The organism is Ensifer soli, from assembly GCF_041928815.1.
Lineage (GTDB): Bacteria > Pseudomonadota > Alphaproteobacteria > Rhizobiales > Rhizobiaceae > JBHFEI01.
The window spans coordinates 84,411-102,361 of the sequence record NZ_JBHFEI010000013.1 but is presented as its reverse complement, the minus strand read 5'-3'; the positions used below and the strand labels follow the sequence as shown (position 1 = coordinate 102,361).

At 68.1% G+C, this 17,951-nt stretch carries 19 protein-coding genes; 4 read left to right on the top strand and 15 right to left on the bottom strand.

Annotated features, from left to right (window positions below; translation table 11 throughout):
• Positions 1 to 3: 3 nt before the first annotated feature.
• Both ACEVQ6_RS18715 and ACEVQ6_RS18710 read left to right on the top strand, forming a co-directional pair.
• Complete coding sequence (locus tag ACEVQ6_RS18715) at positions 4 to 771, top strand: SDR family NAD(P)-dependent oxidoreductase (protein WP_374890564.1); 768 nt, start codon at positions 4 to 6, stop codon at positions 769 to 771.
• 123 nt (positions 772 to 894) lie between these two features.
• The gene (locus tag ACEVQ6_RS18710; protein WP_374890563.1) at positions 895 to 1,650 is read left to right on the top strand and encodes an SDR family NAD(P)-dependent oxidoreductase; all 756 of its coding nucleotides are present in this window, start codon (positions 895 to 897) and stop codon (positions 1,648 to 1,650) included.
• 65 nt (positions 1,651 to 1,715) lie between these two features.
• Here ACEVQ6_RS18710 and ACEVQ6_RS18705 read toward each other — a convergent pair whose 3' ends face one another.
• From ACEVQ6_RS18705 to ACEVQ6_RS18675, 7 genes are all read right to left on the bottom strand, one after another.
• Positions 1,716 to 2,357: a 5'-methylthioadenosine/S-adenosylhomocysteine nucleosidase gene (locus ACEVQ6_RS18705; protein WP_374890562.1), complete on the bottom strand. Its 642-nt coding sequence runs from the start codon at positions 2,355 to 2,357 to the stop codon at positions 1,716 to 1,718.
• The gene (locus tag ACEVQ6_RS18700; RefSeq protein WP_374890561.1) at positions 2,354 to 2,806 is read right to left on the bottom strand and encodes a PaaI family thioesterase; all 453 of its coding nucleotides are present in this window, start codon (positions 2,804 to 2,806) and stop codon (positions 2,354 to 2,356) included. The genes ACEVQ6_RS18705 and ACEVQ6_RS18700 overlap by 4 nt, the downstream gene beginning before the upstream one ends.
• Before the next feature lie 78 nt (positions 2,807 to 2,884).
• Positions 2,885 to 3,340: a TspO/MBR family protein gene (locus ACEVQ6_RS18695; RefSeq protein WP_374890560.1), complete on the bottom strand. Its 456-nt coding sequence runs from the start codon at positions 3,338 to 3,340 to the stop codon at positions 2,885 to 2,887.
• A 41-nt stretch (positions 3,341 to 3,381) separates the two neighbouring features.
• Positions 3,382 to 4,473 carry a DUF1513 domain-containing protein gene (locus ACEVQ6_RS18690; protein ID WP_374890559.1) on the bottom strand — a complete coding sequence of 364 codons (1,092 nt, stop codon included), beginning with the start codon at positions 4,471 to 4,473 and terminating at the stop codon, positions 3,382 to 3,384.
• 1 nt (position 4,474) lies between these two features.
• Positions 4,475 to 5,590, bottom strand: coding sequence for an imelysin family protein (locus ACEVQ6_RS18685; RefSeq protein WP_374890558.1), 1,116 nt, complete (start codon positions 5,588 to 5,590; stop codon positions 4,475 to 4,477).
• Positions 5,590 to 7,137: a di-heme oxidoreductase family protein gene (locus ACEVQ6_RS18680; protein ID WP_374890557.1), complete on the bottom strand. Its 1,548-nt coding sequence runs from the start codon at positions 7,135 to 7,137 to the stop codon at positions 5,590 to 5,592. The genes ACEVQ6_RS18685 and ACEVQ6_RS18680 overlap by 1 nt, the downstream gene beginning before the upstream one ends.
• A 65-nt stretch (positions 7,138 to 7,202) precedes the next feature.
• A complete protein-coding gene (locus tag ACEVQ6_RS18675) occupies positions 7,203 to 8,474 on the bottom strand; it encodes an imelysin family protein (RefSeq protein WP_374890556.1) in 1,272 nt (423 codons plus the stop codon).
• A 250-nt stretch (positions 8,475 to 8,724) separates the two neighbouring features.
• Between ACEVQ6_RS18675 and ACEVQ6_RS18670 the strand changes: the two genes are divergently transcribed.
• Positions 8,725 to 9,228, top strand: a complete 504-nt coding sequence (locus ACEVQ6_RS18670) for an HPP family protein (RefSeq protein ID WP_374890555.1) — start codon at positions 8,725 to 8,727, stop codon at positions 9,226 to 9,228.
• An 11-nt stretch (positions 9,229 to 9,239) separates the two neighbouring features.
• On the opposite strand, the gene ACEVQ6_RS18665 is transcribed toward ACEVQ6_RS18670, so the two are convergent.
• The 5 genes from ACEVQ6_RS18665 to ACEVQ6_RS18645 all read right to left on the bottom strand — a co-directional run bounded on the left by ACEVQ6_RS18665 (position 9,240) and on the right by ACEVQ6_RS18645 (position 14,196).
• Positions 9,240 to 10,529 (bottom strand): RsmB/NOP family class I SAM-dependent RNA methyltransferase, encoded by a 1,290-nt coding sequence (locus ACEVQ6_RS18665; protein ID WP_374890554.1) that lies wholly within the window; start codon positions 10,527 to 10,529, stop codon positions 9,240 to 9,242.
• An 86-nt stretch (positions 10,530 to 10,615) separates the two neighbouring features.
• Entirely contained in the window at positions 10,616 to 10,927 is a 312-nt protein-coding gene (locus ACEVQ6_RS18660; RefSeq protein ID WP_374890590.1) for a septal ring lytic transglycosylase RlpA family protein, read from the bottom strand.
• 566 nt (positions 10,928 to 11,493) lie between these two features.
• Positions 11,494 to 12,366, bottom strand: a complete 873-nt coding sequence (locus tag ACEVQ6_RS18655) for an SDR family oxidoreductase (protein ID WP_374890553.1) — start codon at positions 12,364 to 12,366, stop codon at positions 11,494 to 11,496.
• The gene (gene queG / locus ACEVQ6_RS18650; protein ID WP_374890552.1) at positions 12,366 to 13,523 is read right to left on the bottom strand and encodes a tRNA epoxyqueuosine(34) reductase QueG; all 1,158 of its coding nucleotides are present in this window, start codon (positions 13,521 to 13,523) and stop codon (positions 12,366 to 12,368) included. Before queG ends, ACEVQ6_RS18655 begins: the two co-directional genes overlap by 1 nt.
• Positions 13,504 to 14,196 carry a glutathione S-transferase family protein gene (locus tag ACEVQ6_RS18645; protein WP_374890551.1) on the bottom strand — a complete coding sequence of 231 codons (693 nt, stop codon included), beginning with the start codon at positions 14,194 to 14,196 and terminating at the stop codon, positions 13,504 to 13,506. The genes queG and ACEVQ6_RS18645 overlap by 20 nt, the downstream gene beginning before the upstream one ends.
• A 161-nt stretch (positions 14,197 to 14,357) precedes the next feature.
• Here ACEVQ6_RS18645 and ACEVQ6_RS18640 point away from each other — a divergent pair, with 161 nt between their 5' ends.
• Positions 14,358 to 15,164 carry an undecaprenyl-diphosphate phosphatase gene (locus tag ACEVQ6_RS18640; protein ID WP_374890550.1) on the top strand — a complete coding sequence of 269 codons (807 nt, stop codon included), beginning with the start codon at positions 14,358 to 14,360 and terminating at the stop codon, positions 15,162 to 15,164.
• Between the two features lie 624 nt (positions 15,165 to 15,788).
• Here the strand turns inward: ACEVQ6_RS18640 and ACEVQ6_RS18635 are convergent.
• From ACEVQ6_RS18635 to pyrF, 3 genes are all read right to left on the bottom strand, one after another.
• On the bottom strand, positions 15,789 to 16,769 hold the full coding sequence (locus tag ACEVQ6_RS18635) for a complex I NDUFA9 subunit family protein (RefSeq protein ID WP_374890549.1): 981 nt from the start codon (positions 16,767 to 16,769) through the stop codon (positions 15,789 to 15,791).
• Between the two features lie 114 nt (positions 16,770 to 16,883).
• The gene (locus tag ACEVQ6_RS18630) at positions 16,884 to 17,171 is read right to left on the bottom strand and encodes a DUF1330 domain-containing protein (protein ID WP_374890548.1); all 288 of its coding nucleotides are present in this window, start codon (positions 17,169 to 17,171) and stop codon (positions 16,884 to 16,886) included.
• A 24-nt stretch (positions 17,172 to 17,195) separates the two neighbouring features.
• Positions 17,196 to 17,894, bottom strand: a complete 699-nt coding sequence (gene pyrF, locus ACEVQ6_RS18625) for an orotidine-5'-phosphate decarboxylase (RefSeq protein ID WP_374890547.1) — start codon at positions 17,892 to 17,894, stop codon at positions 17,196 to 17,198.
• Between the last annotated feature and the right edge of the window lie 57 nt (positions 17,895 to 17,951).

Here is a 17,951-nt window from a genome sequence, read left to right as displayed (position 1 = left end):
GGCATGAGCGGAGATTTCAGGCTCGACGGCAGGCTTGCCGTCGTCACCGGGGCGGCGCGCGGCATCGGCCGGGCGATCGCCGAGCGGCTGGCGGAATCCGGCGCCCGCCTCGTCATCGCCGACCGCGACGAGGCGGAGGGCGCCGTCGTCGTCGCGGCGATCCGCGACGCCGGTGGCGCCGCCAGCTTCACCTTCCTCGACGTCACCGACCGGGCCGGCGTCGCCGCTTCCGTCGAGAGGATTGGCGCGGACGAGGGCGAGGTCGATATCCTCATCAACAATGCCGGCATCGTCCGCAACGCCTCGGCGCTGGAGATGAGCCCGGAGGACTGGCAGTCGGTGCTCGACATCGATCTTGGCGGCGTCTTCCACTGCTCGCAGGCCTTCGGGCGCGGCATGGTGGCGCGGAGCAGGGGGGCGATCGTCAACATCTCGTCGATCTGCGGCGAGGTGACGGTCTTTCCGCAGCCGCAGGTCTCCTACAATGCCGCCAAGGCCGGCGTGAACCTCCTGACCAAATCGCTCGCCGTCGAATGGGCGAAGTGCGGCGTGCGGGTCAATGCGGTGGCGCCCGGTTATGTCGGTACCGAACTGACGCTGCGCGGCCGCTCGAACGAGGAATGGTTCGGCACCTGGATGCGGATGACGCCGATGGGCCGCCTCGGCGCGCCGCGCGAGATCGCCAATGCCGTGCTGTTTCTCGCCTCCGACGCGTCGAGCTACATCACCGGCACGGTGCTGACGGTCGATGGCGGCTACACGGCCATGTAGAGTCCGAAGCATGTCCGGCGATGGGATCGCCCGACATGCGCCCTGTTTTTGTTCTTGCCGCATTGTCCGACGCCGAAACGAAGACGCTTCGGCTGGAAATGCCTGATCTCGAGGAGACACCCCATGAGCGAAGCAACACGCACCGTTCTCGTCACCGGCGCCAGCCGCGGCATCGGCAAGGCGATCGCCGTCGGCATGGCGAAGCGCGGCTACGACGTCGCCATCAATGACATTGCCCGGCAGAAGGACGTGCTGGCCGAGGTGGCGAGCGAGATCGAGGGCCTCGGCCGCAAGGCGCTGACGGTGCTTGCCGATGTCAGCAGCAAGACCGAGGTTGAGGCGATGGCGGCCGAGATCAAGGCGGCGTTCGGCCATCTCGACGCCGTCGTCAACAATGCCGGCATCCTGATCGCCGGCGAGGTCGACGGTCTCAAGGAGGAATACTGGGACAGCGTCATGGACGTGAACGCCAAGGGCACCTTCCTTGTCGTCCAGTCCGTGCTGCCGATGATGAAGGCGGCGAAATACGGCCGCATCGTCAATATCGCCTCGATCGGCGGCAAGCATGGCGCGCCGGAACAGGCGCACTACTCCGCCTCGAAGGCGGCTGTCATGGGCTTCACCCGCGTGCTGGCGCAGGAGGTCGGCGTCGACGGCATCACGGCGAACTGCGTCTGCCCCGGCATCATCATGACCGACATGGGCCGCGTCAACCTCGACGATCCCGCGATCCGCAAGATGTGGCAGGACAAGACGGCGCTGCGCCGCATCGGCGATCCGGAGGACGTGGTCGGCGCGGTGGCCTTCCTCGCCTCGGACGATGCGGCCTTCGTCACCGGCCAGACGCTTAATGTCGACGGCGGCATCGTGCTCAGCTGACGGTCATGGCGCAGGCGGGGAGGCACGGATCGCCCCGCCTTCGCCCGATGGCAGACGGCGCGGCTTTATCCGAGACGGATCTCGCCGCCGGCGACGGCCGCCTCCAGCCGGTCGACCACGGCCGCCATCTTCTCGTCGATGACATGGAGATATTCCGTCCAGTCGCCGACATGCTTCAGTTCTTCCCTGCCGTCGGAAATGCCGCGCAGGCCGACCAGCGGCACGCCGAAAGCCTGGCAGGCGCGCAGCAGCGCATAGGTCTCCATCTCCACCATGTCGGCGTCGATCGTCGCATAGGTCGCGCCGGTGACGATGTTCGCCCCGGTCGACAACCGCGCTTCCGGCACGCCCGGCACGCGCAGCGGCAGGTCGAGGATCGCCGGCAGGTCGAGAAACGGCGTGGCGCCCTTCTTGAAGCCGAGCGGCGAGGCGTCCATGTCGCGGTAGCCGACCGAGATCGCCTGATAAACCTCCGTCTGTTCCAGCGTCGCCGAGCCGGCCGAGCCGAGCGAGACGACGAGATCGGGCCGTTTGCCGCCGTGCTCGAGGTCGCAGAGCGCGCGCGTCAGCACGACCGCCGCCTCGACCGGGCCGACGCCGGTCATCAGCGGCGTGAAGCGGGATTTCAGATGCGGGCCGTATTCCGCCTCCGCCGCCATCACGTAAAGCAGCCGTTTGCCGGCGACCGTTTTCGTCTCGACCGTCATCCCGCAATGTCCTCGCGCCCGCGGATCACCATCATCGTCCCGGTCATCGAGGCGATCAGCTTGGCTGGCCCATCCGGCGTGATCGCATAGCCGCGCCCGTCGGACACGATGATGGTCGAGCCGGGCTTCGTCACCTCGCCACGAAACAGGAACCGCTCGCCGCGCCCCGGCGACATCAGGTTGACCTTGAACTCGATGGTCAGGATCGAGGCTTCCGGATCGAGCATCGAATAGGCGGCATAGGTGCCGGCGGCATCGAGCGCCGCGGCGATGACGCCCGAATGCAGGAAGCCGTGCTGCTGCGTCAGCTTCTCGTCGAAGGGCAGCTCGATCTCGACGCTGCCGTGGTTGATGCGGGTCAGTTCCGCACCGAGAAGCGCCATGGCCTTCTGGTTGTCGAAGCTGCGGCGCACGCGTGTGCGGAAGTCGCTGTGTCGTGTCGGGTTCATCCTCGGGTCCGTGCGGGCCGTTCTCTCATAGCCCCGACCCTTGCATGCCGGCCGGCGGGGAACAAGCCTGCAGGCGGCTCAATTCAGGCGGAATATCGCCAGGTTGAGCAGCGTGGCGAAGGAGACCCAGGCGAGATAGGGGAGGAACAGCAGCGCGGCGATCCTGTCGCGGCGCCAGCTTGCGACGATGAAGCCGATGATCGCGACGAGAAGCGCCAGGATGACGATCAGGCCGGCGGCGATGTCGCGCAGGCCGAAGAAGAGCGGCGACCAGGCGAAGTTGAGGACCATCTGCCCGAACCAGAGGCGCATGGCCGCCGAGCGGCGATGGTCGAGAAAGATCCGCGCGCCGGCGATGCCGATCAGGACGTAGAGGATCGTCCAGGCCGGGCCGAAGATCCAGTTCGGCGGGTTGAACGAGGGTTTTTCAAGCCCGGCATACCAGGCGCCGGGCGCCGTGGTGAAGCCGATCAGGATGCCGATGCCGAGGACGGCGGCAACGAAGAGGAGGGTGACGGAGAGGCGCTTCGACATGCGCGTTCATATAGGGCAGCGCGGTGTTTTCGAAAGATGCCTCAGCCGAGGCGGACGATGTGCTGGTCCCAGGCAACCGGGCTCAGCGTCCCGCCGAAGCGGCCGTCATAGGAGGAGGCGGCAAGGCCATGGGGTGCCGGGGCGATGCCGGCGGCATCCTTCAGCGCTCGGGTCTGAAGCACCCGCCCGCTCGCCGCGTCGAGGACGACGAGCGCGCCGCCCTTGGGCGAGGTCAGGCCGACATGGTTTTCCGCGCGGTTGATGGCGATGGCGCCGACATAATTGGCGAGGCTCTCCGTCACCGGATCCGGCAGGGTGACGAAGGCCGGCGCCTCTCCCCGCCGGAGCGTGCCGACCAGCGGCGGCAGATCGTTGCGCGCGCCTTCGTACTGGCAGGCGAACCAGAGCCGGCCGTCCGCATCGAGATCGAGATGGCGCGTCGACAGTTGCCGGAGTTCCGGCGGCAGTCCGTGCGTCTCGACGAGCGCGCCGGTCCGCGTGTCGACGAGGCTCAGCGAAGGCTCCATGCTGTCGAGGTTGAGCTTGGTGCGGCCAAAATCGGGATGGGTGCTGATGCCGCCATTGGCAATCGCCAGCAGGCGGCCGCCCTCCATCAGCGTCATGTCGTGCGGGCCGATGCCGTGAGAGGCGAACTCGCCAATCCGCGCATAGGCGTCGGTCGCGTCATAGACGCCGACCATGCCGCGCCCTTCGGAAAAGTCGTTCTCGGTGGCATAGAGCAGGCGCCCGTCGGCGGAGAAGCAGCCGTGGCCGAAAAAGTGCCGGCCCTCGGCGGCGGTGATGACGATCGGCGCGCGTCGGCGCGTGCGATCGAGGATCATGGCGAACGTGCCGGGCCTGCGGGCGAAGGCGACGATGTCGCCGGTGGCGGCCGAGAACGCCAGGCCATGGGCGCGGGCGGGCAACCTCTCGCGGCTGATGATTGCACCCTCTTCCGCGACGGTGGCGATGCCGTAGCCGCCGTCCGGCGCCATGAACGCGGCGGCGAAGACCGCTTCGGTCCGCGACAGGGCAAAGGCCGCGCGGGGGGAAAGGGATGTCGTCCAGGCCGCCCCCGCCATGGCGAGGAAGCTGCGGCGATCGGTGAGCCCGCTCGTCCCCTTCGCCGTCATCTCAGTCGCCATCGGCGAAGGAGAAACCGGCGCCGAGCCCGATCGCGCCGCCATAGTCGCGGTTCAGCCGCGCGATCAGGTCGCGGCTGGTCAGAAGGACGAAATCGAGCCGCTGGCGTTCGGCCGCGTCGGCGAGCATCGCTTCCACCGGCAGCGGCGCCTCAGCCAGCGACCGGTCGAGCGCCTTCAGCAGGAAATCGACCGATCCCGCCACCGACTGGAAGCCGGGCTCGACGAGGCGCGCCATGTCGGCCGTTTCCCACAGGCGCCTGAGCCCGGCGATGTTGCCGTGGAGCGAGGCGACCGTCAGCCCCGAACGCCAGTAGAGCGCCGATTTCGGCCGGCCCTTGTCCGGCGTGCCGGCCTTCGTGCCGCGATAGAAGGGCAGGATGCGCTGGTCGCGCACCGTCTCGGCGCCATGGACCATGATGCCGAGCACGGCGGTGACGGCTTCCGCATCGCTGCGGAACAGCGGATTGCCGGGGCCGGGCGCCTTCCAGGCCTTCCCCACCCCGTCGGGAGCGTCCCATTCGGCGGCAAGCTCGCCGGCGATCGCCGCGATGTTGCCGGCGATCGCCGCGCCGTAGCGGCAGCGATAGCCGCGCTTCTCGCCAAGCAGCGCCTCCGCGCCGCTGCCGTAAAGCACGAATTCCAGCGCGCCCAGTCCCTGCATGGCGACGCTCTTGCCGCGAAGCGATGCCGGCGCGGTCGCCGTCTCGTCCCGGTTGGCGATCGCGGCCTGCACCTGCTTCAGGCCCGTTCCCTTGCGATCGGGATAGAAGAGCAGGCGCTCGAAGCGGTTTTGCGCGATCGCCGGTCCGTCGCGGACGATCTCGATCTCCGACCAGCGCGAGACGGCGGCGGCAAAGGCCGATTTCGCCGCGTCCAGCGATGCCGCGGACGGCGCCTCGCAGAGGGCGGCCGTCGTCCTTTCCAGATCGTCCGCGGCCGCGTGGAAGCTGCGGTAGCCGGGGCGGATCACCGCGTCGACGACCCGCGCGAGCACGCCCGGAACGGCCGCCTCCTGCAGGGTGCCGCTCGGCACGGCGCCTTCCTGCGCCGCGACGCCGTTGACGGCCAGAAGGGTGATGGCGAGGGCAAGGAGGGACCGGCGCATCAGAGCGACTCCAGGAAGGTGATCAGGGCATCCCGGTCCGGCTTGTCCAGATCGGCGAAGGTGTTGCGCGCCTTTTCCGCCTCGCCGCCGTGCCAGAGGATCGCCTCGGTGAGCGTGCGCGCGCGGCCGTCGTGAAGGAAGAAGGTGTGGTTGCTGACGGTCTTCGTCAGGCCGATGCCCCAGAGCGGCGGCGTGCGCCATTCGCGCCCGGTCGCGACACCGACCGCCTGCCCGTCGGCAAGGCCCTCGCCCATGTCGTGCAGCAGGAAATCGGAATAGGGCCAGATGAGCTGGAAGGCATGGGCCGTATTGGCGGCGTCGCGGCGGGTGACGAATTTCGGCCGGTGGCAGGTGACGCAGCCGCTCTCGTAGAAGACCTTCTTGCCGGCGAGCACCGCGGCCGTGCCCGCGCCGCGCCGGGCGGGCACGGCGAGGTTTTCCGAATAGAAGGTGACGAGGTCGAGGATCGGGTCCGGTGCTTCCGTGTCGCCGAGGCGCGGCTGCACGCCGGTCGGCATCGCGAGGCAATCGGCCTGCGCCTCCGTGCAGTCGCCATGGGGTCTCGGCGCGTCCGGGGTGGAGATGCCGATGTCGCCGGCAAAGGCGTCCGCCGTCTGCACGCGGATCGACGGGTTCTGCGCCTTCCAGCCGAAGCGGCCGAGCACGAGCGCTCCGGTCTTCGGGTCGCGGGCGATCTGCGCCCTGCCGCTGATTCCGTCGCCGTCGCGGTCGTCCGGATCGGCATTTGCCAGGATGTCGGCCTCGTGGATCGCCTGGACGAGGCCGAGGCCGATCATCTGCGGCGTCACCCGCGGCGACAGCGTCGTCTCCGGATCGAGCGGCCCGTAGGCGAGGCCGTCGACGCCATAGGCCGGGCGGCGCAGCGACACCGTCTCGCCGCCGCGCAGCGTCACCTGTTCCTCGGTATAGGTGATCCGCATCTTGCCTTCGGGCTTCAGGCCGGAGACGGCGAGATCCTGCAACTGTCCTCCATAGACGGGATCGGGCAGGTTGGGCAGGCGGTGGGCGGCGACGGCCTCGCGCTCGGCGTCGGTCCGGGGCGGCCGGGCGAGGCGGAAGAACATCGTGTTCGCCTCGTTGACCGCGCCTTCCGGCGGCCGTCCGCGCCCGTCCTTCAGGTGGCAGTTCTGGCAGGCGCGGGAGTTGAACAGCGGCCCGAGACCGTCGGAGGCCTGGGTCGAGGACGGGGCCGACACCCAGACCTTGCGGAACAGCGCGTTGCCGAGCTTGAAGTCGTCTTCCTCGGCGAAGGTCAGATTGGCGGAAAACTGCGAGAAGACGTCGGCATTGACGGTCGCCCGCGTCGTCGCGGCCCCGCCGGACATCGCCTCGAAACGCTCGGCCTTGGTGAAGTTCACCGTCGGCTTCGTCACGCTGCGGACACGGGCGAGGTCCTTGCCGTCGAGATCCGTGCGTTCGGACGGCAGGTCCCCTGCCGGCGGCACCGGTTCGCTCGCCGCGGCCAGCGCGGTCAGCGCCATGCCGAGGAGGAGGGCAGTCAGGCCGGCGACGGCAGTTCGTGTCATGGTCGTTTCGCGCCGCCCGCCTCTCCCTTGAAGAAGGGCGGGCGCGGGCGGCGTGCTTTCATCGCTTATTGGAAGACGGCATCAGGATTATCAAGGCTGTCGGAACCTTCAAGCTCGATCGTGCCGAGATCGAGGGACGAAATGACGCGCTCGACCGACTTGGTCTGGTCGATCAGCCCGTCGATCGCCGCCTGCACGATGGCGTTGCCCTCGGCATTGCCCTCGCCGATCATCTGGTCGTAGGCTTCCGTCGTCCTCGCCCGCTCGACCATCGCCCGCATCGCCGCCGTGGTCTTTTCGAGCTTGGCCGTCAGTTCCGCGTCGAGCGCCTTGTCCTTTTCCGCGACGAGCGCGGAGAGCGACGGGCCCGAAAGCGTCGTGCCGTCTGTACGGGTGTAGCTGCCGGTATAGACGGTCTCGATGCCGATCTGGTCGTGCAGGTGCGAATTGTGCGTGTTGTCGGAGAAGCAGTCATGCTCCTCTTCCGGATCGTGCAGCAGCAGGCCGAGCTTCATCCGCTCGCCGGCAAGCTCGCCGTAGGAAAGCGAGCCCATGCCGGTCAGCATGGCGGAGAGCCCGGCCTTCGGATCGGCGAGAACCGCCTTCGCCGCCTCGCCCTCCGGCGCCCAGGCGGCCACCATCTCCTCGAGATCGCCAACGAGCAGCGTCGAGGCCGATTTCAGGTAGGCGGCGCGCCGGTCGCAATTGCCGTTCGTGCAGGCCTGGGTGTCGTAGTCGGTGTAGGGCCGGTTGCCGGCGCCGGGTCCCGTGCCGTTCAGGTCCTGGCCCCAGAGCAGGAATTCGATCGCGTGATAGCCGGTCGTCACGTTCGCCTCGATGCCGCCGGCCTCGCGCAGCGACGCGATCAGCTCCGGCGTGATCGTCGTAGCGTCGATCGCCTCGCCGTCCACCGTGATCTTCGGGTTGGCGATGACGTTGGCGGTGTAGAGCGCGTTCTCGTCGCTTTCCGTGCCGTAGCTCGGATCGACATAGTCGATCAGGCCCTCGTCGAGCGGCCAAGCATTGACCTTGCCTTCCCAGGCATCGACCACCGCATTGCCGAAGCGGTAGGCTTCCGTTTCCTGATAGGGGTTGCGCGCGGCAAGCCATGCCGTCCGCGCCGCTTCCAGCGTCGTCGCGCTCGGAGTGGCGATCAGCGCGTCGATCGCCGCGTCGAGCGCCTTTGCCGTCGTCAGTGCGTCCTCGTACTTGGCGTGACCGATCTCGACGTAATGGGCGACCACCTCCGTCGCCGTCACCGCGGCAAACGACAGCGCCGGAAGGCTGACCGTCGCCGCCAGCGCCACCACGGCGCCGCGAAGCAATTTCATGCGCATGACCCTCTCCTCTGGCGGCCGCCGCCGCCGCTCTGGTTCGTCGGGCTGTCATCGCGCAAATTGAAACTGGTGTCAAAGAGTATAGTTTTGAACGATTACAAAGTGCTGATGAAGCGTCCAAGGCCTCGCCTGCGGGGTGGCCGCGCGGAAAATTATGCTCCCGCATCCGGCGCCGGGGTCAAAATTCATGCGTTACGACGGCTGAAAATCCGGTTATACCTCCGGCCTTTCCGTCATCCGGTCGCCGTCCATGCATCGCCATTTCCGTCACTACGTCCGTCGTCACGAGCCCCGCGGCCTGGCGCATCATCCGCTAAAATCGGCTGTCGGGGCGATCCTCGCCCTGAGCGCGGTCGGCCTGCTCGCCGTCTATACCGGGCTGCCGATGCTGATCGCGCCGTTCGGCGCCAGCGCCGTGCTGCTGTTCGGCCAGCCGAAGAGCCCGCTGTCGCAGCCGGCGAACGTCGTCGGCGGCTACCTGATCGCCGCCGTCGTCGGCAGCATCGCCGCCCATGCGCTGCCGGGCGTCTGGCTCGCCGGCGCGATCGGCGTCGGGGTGGCGGTCGGGCTGATGCTCTTCCTGCGCGTCACCCATCCGCCGGCCGGCGCCGTGCCGCTCGTCGCCGTCGCCTCGCAATTCGAGGCGCCGGTGCTGTTCGAGGTCGTGCTCGGCGGCAGCCTGCTGCTGGTGGCGATCGCCGTGCTGCATCACGCGATCCCGCCGCGCCAGCAATATCCGATCCGGATCGACTGACCGCCTGCGCGTCAGGCGCGCCGCGCCAGCCGGGCGAAGAAGAAGCCGTCCGTTCCGGTCAGCGCCGGCGTCAGCGTCAGAAGGCCGCCGGCGGAGACATGGGGACGCGGGGCGTCGGCGCCGAAACGCCGCGGCCAGTCGTCGGCGGCCGGCAGCACGGCGAAGTCCGGATGGCGCGCGAGGAAACCGGCGATCTGCTCCTCGTTTTCCTCCGGCAGGATGGAGCAGGTGACATAGGCGAGCGTGCCGCCCGGCCGGACGAAGCCGCTCGCCGCGTCGAGCGCTTCGCGCTGCTGGTCGATGCGTTCCTGCAGGTTCTTCTCCGTCAGCCGCCATTTCGTGTCCGGCCGGCGGCGCCAGGTGCCGGTCCCGGTGCAGGGCGCATCGACGAGAACGGTGTCGAAGCGGCCGGCAAGCGGCGCAAGCGCCTTTGCGGAATCGTGCACCTGCACATTGCGCGTGCCGGCGCGCTTCAGCCGTTCGATGATCGGGGCGAGCCGCTTGCGGTCGGTGTCGAAGGCATGGACCTGGCCCTTGTTGCCCATCGCCGCCGCCATGGCGAGCGTCTTGCCGCCACCGCCGGCGCAATAGTCGAGCACCTGATCGCCCTCGCGCGGCGCGACGAGATCGGCGACGATCTGCGAGCCCTCGTCCTGCACCTCGAACCAGCCCTTCTGGAAGGAGAGTTCCGCCGTTACGTTCGGCAGGCGCGAGGCACCCTCGCCGGCGGGGATGCGGATGCCGTTCGGCGCGATCGGCGCGGGCTTCCCGCCGCTGCGCTCCAGCGCCTTCAGCACCTTGTCGCGCGTCGCCTTCAGCGTGTTGGCGCGCAGGTCGAGCGTCGGCCGTTCGGCCAGCGCGCGCGCCTCGTCCAGCACACGGTCGCCGAAGCTTCCGGCAAGCGACGGCACGATCCAGTCCGGGATGTCACCCTGGACGTTCAGGGGGGCGGCGGAAAGATCGCGCTCGGCAGAGGCGGCCGCCATCGCCCCGGGCAGCGGTTCGGGCGCGAAGCGGTCGCCGGCAAATTCCGCCGACAACGCCTCCGCCATCATCCCCCACTGCCGGAGCATCACCGCATAGCCAAGGGCGAGCGGCGTGTCGCTGTCCATCACGAAGGCGTGGGACAGTTTTTTGCGCAGTGCGTCGTAGACGATGTTGCCGACGGCGGCACGGTCTCCGGAGCCGGCGAAACGATGCGCCAGGCCCCAGTCCTTCAGCGCATCGGCGACAGGCCGCCGGCGCGCCTCGATATCGGCAATCACGTCAATGGCTCCGGAAAGCCGTCCGCCCAGTCGCATGTCCACCTCGGTCCGTTTGGTGCGTGGTAGCGGTCACGGGCGGGAAGGGCAAGCCGGTATCGCACGGCGCCGGCACCCGAGGGCGATCAGCTGATGACCTTGTAGCACACATTGGCGACGCCGGAGCGCACCATGCCGATGCTGTTCGCCGCGGCCTTGGACAGATCGACGACCCGGCCGCGGATGAACGGCCCCCGGTCGTTGACCCGGACGACGACGCTGCGGCCGTTGTTCCTGTTGACCACCTCGATCCGGGTGCCGAATTTGAGGCTGCGATGGGCGGCCGTCAGGTTGGATGCGTTCATGCGCTCGCCGGACGCGGTCCGGGAGGTCAGTGCGTACCAGGATGCCCCGCCGCATCCCTGCTGTGCGGCCCGTGCCTCCGGAATGGCGGACAGCGACGAGCCCGTGACGAGAGCGGCAAGAGCAACCGCAGTAGAAAGCCCCGATTTCTTCAAAAAGCCTGATCCCTTGTTGGTAAGTCTCGCCTGAACGGCGCGGGACGGGGCTTGCCGGGGCAATCATGGCGAAAAAAAGCCTCAACCGTTCATCTTCGGTTAAGGAAATGCTGCGCCCTAAACCTGTTTAAATTTGAATGATATTTGAGGTACGTGCGCAGAGGACTGAAAACATCACGAAAATCGAGGGGAATGGCACGCTGACGCGTCGGTTGAAAAAACAGGATTGCAATCTGAAAAATTGTATTTGAAAATTTTGAAATATGCGGAGAGAGAACGGAATCGGCACGGAACAAATCGATGTTTCGCGCAATGCGTGTGGAAAATCGCAGGCAGGACGGGGAAGCTTCTGCCGGCAGGGACCTTCGCCACCCCGTTTTCCCGCCCGAAGGCCGCGGCTGACGATGATTTCGCTGTAAAACTGAACGAAGTTCACCAAACGAATGAGTGCAGGTACAGCCGCCGCGCGAGGGCCTCAACCGTTCCCGGGACGGTGGCTCCGGGTTTCAGCCGCTCCAGCGGCCGGTTCGCCAGAGGTCTTCGAGCGACATGCGGTAGTCGGGGAAGCGGAAGGTGAAACCCAGCCCGCGCAGCCGCGCGTTCGAGACCCGCTTGTTCTCGCCGTAGAAGGAGCGGGCCATTTCGGAGAGGACGGCGTTCTCGAAGGCGATTGCCGGCGGTCTCTCGACGCCCATCAGATCCGCCGCATAGGCGACGACGTCCTGAGGCGGGCCGGGGGAGTCGTCGGTGACGTTGTAGACGCCGCCGAGCCCGCGGGCCGCGAGAAAATCGGTGACCGCGCCGATATCCTCAACACGGATGCGATTGAAGACCTGGCCGGGTTTCACCAGCCGGCGCGCGGTGCCCTCGGCGAGGTTGCACAGCGCGTTGCGGCCGGGTCCGTAGATGCCCGAGAGGCGCAGCACGGCGACGGGGATGCCGCTCTCCCTGGAAAAGCCGAGCCAGGCATCCTCGGCCGCGATGCGTTCGAGCGAGCGTGTCGAGGCGGGCCGGCATGGCGTGTCCTCGTCGACCCAGGCGCCGTCATGGTCGCCATAGACGCCGACCGTCGACAGATAGCCGGCCCAGGCGAGGTTCGGCATCATCGCCGCAAGCGGCGGCCTGTCCGCGCGAAACAGCGGATCCCCGGCTGCACCCGGTGCGATCGACTGGACGAGATGGGTCGTGCGCGCCATCGCCTCGGCAAGCTCCGGGCCGATCGTCTCGCCGTCGAAGATCAGCGGCCTGATGCCGAGCGCCTCGAGCGCCTCCCTCTTCGTCGCGGCGCGCGTCGTGCCGGTAACGGAGTGCGCGCGGCGCATCATCGCCGTTGCGATCGCCTGGCCGGAAAACCCGGCGCCGAGAATGAGAACATGCATCAGCAGCCATCCTTCCATTCGAGAAGCACGTCGTCGTCGCTCTCGTCCCTGCACCGTGTCTTCAGCGCGGCAAAGGCGTCGGCGTCCATCAGCCGGCGCGCCGCCCAGACGGCCATGGCGCGCACCACCGGTGCGCCGTCGCGACAGAGACCGGCGCAGAGCGGCGCGAGCGACGGGTCACCGGAATTGCCGGCGGCGATCAGCACGTTGCGCACGAAACGGTCGCGGCCGATCCGCTTGATCGGCGAGCCGCTGAAATAGCTGCGAAATCCGGCATCGTCGAGGCCGAGAAGGAAGGCGAGCGGCGGCGCGTTCAGGTCGTCGCGCGCCTTCAGGCGGATCTCGGAGGCTGACTGCGCGAACTTGTTCCACGGGCAGGCGGCGAGGCAGTCGTCGCAGCCATAGATGCGGTTGCCGATCCGCGGGCGAAATTCCGGGTCGATGCGGCCCTTGTGCTCGATGGTGAGATAGGAGATGCAGCGGCGCGCGTCGATCCGGTAGGGCGCCGGGAAGGCATCGGTCGGGCAGGCCGAAAGGCAGGCGCTGCAGGAGCCGCAATGATCCGCCTCCGGAGCGTCCGGATCGAGTTCGGCGGCGGTGAACATCGAGCCGAGGAACAGCCAGGAGCCGTGGTCGCGGCTGACGAGATTGGTGTGCTTGCCCTGCCAGCCGAGGCCGGCCGAGGCGGCAAGCGGCTTTTCCATCACCGGCGCCGTGTCGACGAAGACCTTGACCTCTTCGCCCGAACGCGCGGCGAAACGGGTCGCGACCTCCTTCAGCCGTCCCTTGATCACGTCATGATAGTCGCGGTTGCGGGCATAGACGGAAATCGCCCCCCGGTCGGGCAAGGAAAGAACGGCGCGCGGATCCTCCTCGGGCCCGTAATTCATCGTGAACACCGCGATCGCGCGCACGCCGCTCCAGAGCGTCGCGGGATCGGCACGGCGCGCGGCGGTGTCCGCCATCCAGCCCATGCTGCCATGATGGCCGGCGTCGAGAAAGGCCCTGAGCCGGCCTGGGGCTTCCGGGATCGCATCCGGCGTGGTGACGGCGCAGGCGTCGAACCCCTTGTCGCGCGCCTCGGCCTTGAGGAAGGCGGTCAGCGCCGCCCGCCGTCGCGCCGCCGGATCGCCGCGCTCAGAAGTCGAGGTCCGCATAATGCGACACGGGCGTGACGCCGCGCACCCGTTCGGCGAGCAGCGGCCGGAAGGAGGGACGGGATTTCAGCCGTTGGTACCAGTCCTTGACCTGGCTCGCCTCGACCCAGTCGATCTCGCCCATATAGTCGAGCACGGAGAGCGCGCCGGCGGCGGCGAGGTCGGCATAGGAGAGCCGGTCGCCGGCAAGCCACTTGCGCGAGCCGGCGAGCCAGTCGAGATATTTCATGTGCTGGCGGATATTGGCGCGCGAGGTGCGCAGGATCTTCGAGTCCGGCGCGCCGCCGCCCTGCTCGGCCGTCATCTGCAGCTTGAAGATCCGCTCGCGCACCAGCGGACGGGTCACGTCCGCCTCCATCTTGTGCAGGAACCATTCGGTCAGCCGGCGGATCTCGGCGCGTTGGAACGGGTCTTCCGCAAGCAGCCGCCGGTCGCGCTTCAGCACGCCGTTGGTCTCATCGAGATATTCGGAAATGACGGCGGCGCCGCACAGCGCCCGCCGGCTGTCGTCGACATAGACGGGAAGCGTGCCGGCCGGATTGAGCGCCAGAAACTCCCGCCGCTTTTCCCATGGCATCTCCTCGGCGAGATCGGTTTGGTAACCATATTCCGAGAGGATCAGCCGCACGAATCGCGACGCGGCCGACATGGGGTGGTGATAGAGCGTGGGCATGGAGGGCGGGTTCGTTTCGTTCGGGGTGGCGACGGTTCCGTCGGCGACCAGATGGCGCTCACCGGCGTCTGGTCAAGACCTATAGGAACTTGCCGCCGCGAAGACAAGGGAATCGGCTCCTGCGCCGGCCGTCGCGGCCGGCCAATTGCAAAACGGATATCATGGACCAGACGTCGATCATCAGCGCGCTCGTTCTCGGCATCATCGAGGGGCTGACGGAGTTCATCCCCGTCTCCTCGACGGCGCATGTCGTGCTCGCCTCGCATTTCCTCGGTTTCGAATCGCCGGGCAACACCTTCGCGGTGCTGATCCAGCTCGGCGCGATCCTGGCGATCCTGCTGGTCTATGCGGAGCGGCTGATCGCCATCGCGCGCGCCTTGCCGACGAGCGCGAAGGCGCGCCGCTTCGTGCTCTGCGTGCTCCTCGCCTTCCTGCCGGCCGCCATCATCGGCGCCTTCGCCCACGGCTTCATCAAGTCGGTCCTCTTCGAGACGCCGGCGCTGATCTGCGTCGTGCTCATCCTCGGCGGCATCATCCTTTATGCCGTCGACCGCATGCCGCTGACGCCGCGCTACCGCAACGTGATGGACTATCCGCCGTCGCTGGCGCTGAAGATCGGCCTCTTCCAATGCCTGGCGATGATCCCCGGCACCTCGCGCTCCGGCGCCACCATCGTCGGCTCGCTGCTGATGGGGACGGACAAGCGCTCGGCGGCGGAATTCTCCTTCTTCCTCGCCATGCCGACCATGGTCGGCGCCTTCGCGCTCGACCTCTACAAGAACCGCGACGCGCTTTCCGTCGACGACGGGCTGATCATCGGCATCGGCTTCGTCGCCGCCTTCGTCTCGGCGCTGCTCGTCGTGCGCTCGCTGCTGAACTTCGTCTCGACCCGGGGTTTCGCGCCCTTCGCCCTCTGGCGGATCGCTGTCGGCATCGCCGGCCTCCTCGGCCTCTGGATCTTCGGCTAGAGCATTTCCGGTGATCACGGGATCACCTTCAATGCTCCAAGTCGTTCTTTTTGTCGCATTCTCCGGCGCCGAAGCGATCACGCTTCGTCTGGAAATGCTCTAAGGCTGCGGCCCCCGACGCAAACGAAAAGCCGCCGGCGGGATCAACCCGCCGGCGGCTTGAGAAGAAGGGGTGCTCGAGGTGGCCGCGCGGGCCGCCGCCTTACTTGCCGGCGCCTGCCGGGATCGACCCGGTCTCGCAAGGATCGACGCCATAGGCCGGGGCACAATTGCCGTGCGTGCCCGCGGAAATATGCGGCGCTGCAAACGAGCCCGCGATTACGATCAGAGCCGCACACGCAAAAAATGCCGCGATCGACTTGCCCATGAGTGTCCGTTGCCTTTCGTCACATCGAGATGGCGCCAATGCCGTTCCGTCCGCTGCGGACCGTGGCGCGAGCGGTGTTTATGCGCTGGCGCCGGAGCAAGCAATATCCTAGCCATGCTGAATCGCGGGTAAAGATCATTGCTCATTTCCGGTGAGGCAGAACTGCAACGGTCCCATCCGGAGACGGCGGCACGGCCTCGCAAGCGCAAACGGTCGTCGCGCGGCAAGGTTCCCGCCCCAAGAACGGGAAAGGCGCGTCAGGCCGCCTTGCCGGACCGGGTGTACTGGCCCTGCGGGCGGAAGCGCACGAGGTAGGACGGCAGGATCGCCTCGACCGCCGAGGGTCGGATGCCGGCGGCGGCAAGCGTGCGGCCCTCCGCTTCCGCCGCAGCCGAAACGACATTGTCGCTCTTCAGCAGGATCACCTGGTCGGAGGTCAGCGGCGGCGTGACGAAGGGGACGAGTTCGGCGATGCTGCCGATCAGCGAGGCGATGCCGAAGGGCAGCGGCACCAGGGCGCGCTTCCGGTCGATCGCCGCGAGCATGATCTCGAGACACTGGCGGAAGGTCAGCACCTGCGGGCCGCCGAGTTCAAAGGTGGCGCCGGGGGTCAGGCGGCCGTCGACGGAGGCCGCCACCATCTCGGCGACGTCGGTGACATAGACGGGCTGGAACGCGGTGTTGCCGCCGCCGACGAGCGGAAGCGCCGGCGCGAGGCGGCTCATCGCGGCGAACTTGTTGAAGAAGCCGTCCTCGGGGCCGAAGACGATCGACGGACGCAGGATCACCGCGTCGGGCAGCGTGGCGCGGATCGCCGCCTCGCCCTTGCCCTTGCTGCGGGCATAGGCGGACGCGGAGGCGGCATCGGCGCCGATCGCGGAGAGGTGGGTTAGCTTCGCCCCGACCCGGCGGGCCGCTTCCGCCACTGCGCGCGCACCAAAATCCTGGACGGCGTCGAAGGTGTTGCGGCCGCTGTCGAAAAGGATGCCGACGCAGTTGATCACGTGGTCCGACCCCTCGACGGCGCGGTCGACCGACGAACGGTAGCGCAGGTTCGCCTGGACGAAGGAGATCTGGCCGACATTGCCGAGCGGCTGCAGATGGCCGGCGAGATCGGGCCGGCGGACCGCGACGCGGATGCGGTAGCCGCGCCGCGCCAGCGCGCGCACGACATGGCGGCCGACAAAGCCCGACCCGCCGAAGACCGTCACGAGCGGGGGAAGGTTCGACAGGGTCATGGCGCGCGGGCTCCTCGGGATGCTTTCAGGGCGTTTCCCGCTTCATAGCCCAATCGGCAGGCGAGGTGAAGGCGGCAAAACCGCACTTTGTGCAGTGCGGCGGCGCCCGTTCCCTCAGACGCCCTCGACGACGACCATCTCCGCGTCGGCCGCCTCCTGCCGGATCGCGGCGGCCGCCTGGTAGTCTGGGCTGTTGTAGCAGTCGATCGCATGTTGCATCGAGGGGAATTCGATGACGACGTTGCGGCCGCGCACCGTGCCCTCGAGGCGGTGGAACGGCCCGCCGCGGGCGAGGAAGACGGCGCCGTGGCGCTCGAAGGCGGGCTTGGCGGTCGCGACGTAATCCTTGTAGCGTTCCGCGTCGCGGACGTCGACGCGGGCGATCCAGTAGGCTTTCGGCATGGTCGGGTCTCCGGTTGGGGCGCGTCAGAGGGCGGTCGCCATTTCGGCGAGGATGGCGCGGGCGGCATCGGCGGGGTCCGGCGCCTGGACGATCGGGCGGGCGACGACGAGGTGGCTCGCGCCGGCGGCAAGCGCCGCGGCGGGCGTCATCACCCGCTTCTGGTCGCCCCTCTCGGCGCCGGCGGGACGGATGCCGGGGGTGACGACCGCCATGCCGGGCCCGACGATCGCGCGCACGGCGCCGGCTTCTTCCGCCGAGCAGACGATGCCGCCCATGCCGGCATGGCGCGCCTGTTCGGCGCGGCGCAGCACCAGCGTGTGCGGGTCGTATTCGTAGCCGGCCTCGGCGAGGTCCGTCTCGTCCATCGAGGTCAGCACCGTCACGGCGAGGAGGCAGAGGCCGGAGCCGCGCGCGGCCTCGACGGCGGCCGCCATCGCCTTCGGATAGGCGTGCAGCGTCAGCATCGACACGCCCATGCGCATGATGCTCTCGACGCCCTTGGCCACCGTGTTGTCGATGTCGAGCAGCTTCATGTCGAGGAAGATCGTCTTGCCGTCGGCCGCCATGTCGCGGGCAAGCTCCAGGCCGCCGGCGAAGGCGAGCTGGTAGCCGATCTTGTAGACGCCGACCGTGTCTCCGAGGGCGGAGACGATGGTCTCGGCGGCGTCGACGGTCGGAAGGTCGAGGCCGACGATCAGCCTGTCGCGTGCGGTCGCAGTCATTCCTGGTCCTTACGGCGTTGCGAAACGAAACGGCGCCGGCTGCGGCGCCGACCGCTC

Coding starts and splice junctions, on each gene's coding strand:
- ACEVQ6_RS18685 (WP_374890558.1), bottom strand. CDS start 5,590: ATGCGCCGGTCCCTCCTTGCCCTCGCCATCACCCTTCTGGCCGTCAAC.
- ACEVQ6_RS18710 (WP_374890563.1), top strand. CDS start 895: ATGAGCGAAGCAACACGCACCGTTCTCGTCACCGGCGCCAGCCGCGGC.
- queG (WP_374890552.1), bottom strand. CDS start 13,523: ATGCGGACCTCGACTTCTGAGCGCGGCGATCCGGCGGCGCGACGGCGG.
- ACEVQ6_RS18670 (WP_374890555.1), top strand. CDS start 8,725: ATGCATCGCCATTTCCGTCACTACGTCCGTCGTCACGAGCCCCGCGGC.
- pyrF (WP_374890547.1), bottom strand. CDS start 17,894: ATGACTGCGACCGCACGCGACAGGCTGATCGTCGGCCTCGACCTTCCG.
- ACEVQ6_RS18700 (WP_374890561.1), bottom strand. CDS start 2,806: ATGAACCCGACACGACACAGCGACTTCCGCACACGCGTGCGCCGCAGC.
- ACEVQ6_RS18645 (WP_374890551.1), bottom strand. CDS start 14,196: ATGCCCACGCTCTATCACCACCCCATGTCGGCCGCGTCGCGATTCGTG.
- ACEVQ6_RS18690 (WP_374890559.1), bottom strand. CDS start 4,473: ATGACGGCGAAGGGGACGAGCGGGCTCACCGATCGCCGCAGCTTCCTC.
- ACEVQ6_RS18680 (WP_374890557.1), bottom strand. CDS start 7,137: ATGACACGAACTGCCGTCGCCGGCCTGACTGCCCTCCTCCTCGGCATG.
- ACEVQ6_RS18665 (WP_374890554.1), bottom strand. CDS start 10,529: ATGCGACTGGGCGGACGGCTTTCCGGAGCCATTGACGTGATTGCCGAT.
- ACEVQ6_RS18635 (WP_374890549.1), bottom strand. CDS start 16,769: ATGACCCTGTCGAACCTTCCCCCGCTCGTGACGGTCTTCGGCGGGTCG.
- ACEVQ6_RS18630 (WP_374890548.1), bottom strand. CDS start 17,171: ATGCCGAAAGCCTACTGGATCGCCCGCGTCGACGTCCGCGACGCGGAA.
- ACEVQ6_RS18715 (WP_374890564.1), top strand. CDS start 4: ATGAGCGGAGATTTCAGGCTCGACGGCAGGCTTGCCGTCGTCACCGGG.
- ACEVQ6_RS18675 (WP_374890556.1), bottom strand. CDS start 8,474: ATGCGCATGAAATTGCTTCGCGGCGCCGTGGTGGCGCTGGCGGCGACG.
- ACEVQ6_RS18655 (WP_374890553.1), bottom strand. CDS start 12,366: ATGCATGTTCTCATTCTCGGCGCCGGGTTTTCCGGCCAGGCGATCGCA.
- ACEVQ6_RS18705 (WP_374890562.1), bottom strand. CDS start 2,357: ATGACGGTCGAGACGAAAACGGTCGCCGGCAAACGGCTGCTTTACGTG.
- ACEVQ6_RS18695 (WP_374890560.1), bottom strand. CDS start 3,340: ATGTCGAAGCGCCTCTCCGTCACCCTCCTCTTCGTTGCCGCCGTCCTC.
- ACEVQ6_RS18640 (WP_374890550.1), top strand. CDS start 14,358: ATGGACCAGACGTCGATCATCAGCGCGCTCGTTCTCGGCATCATCGAG.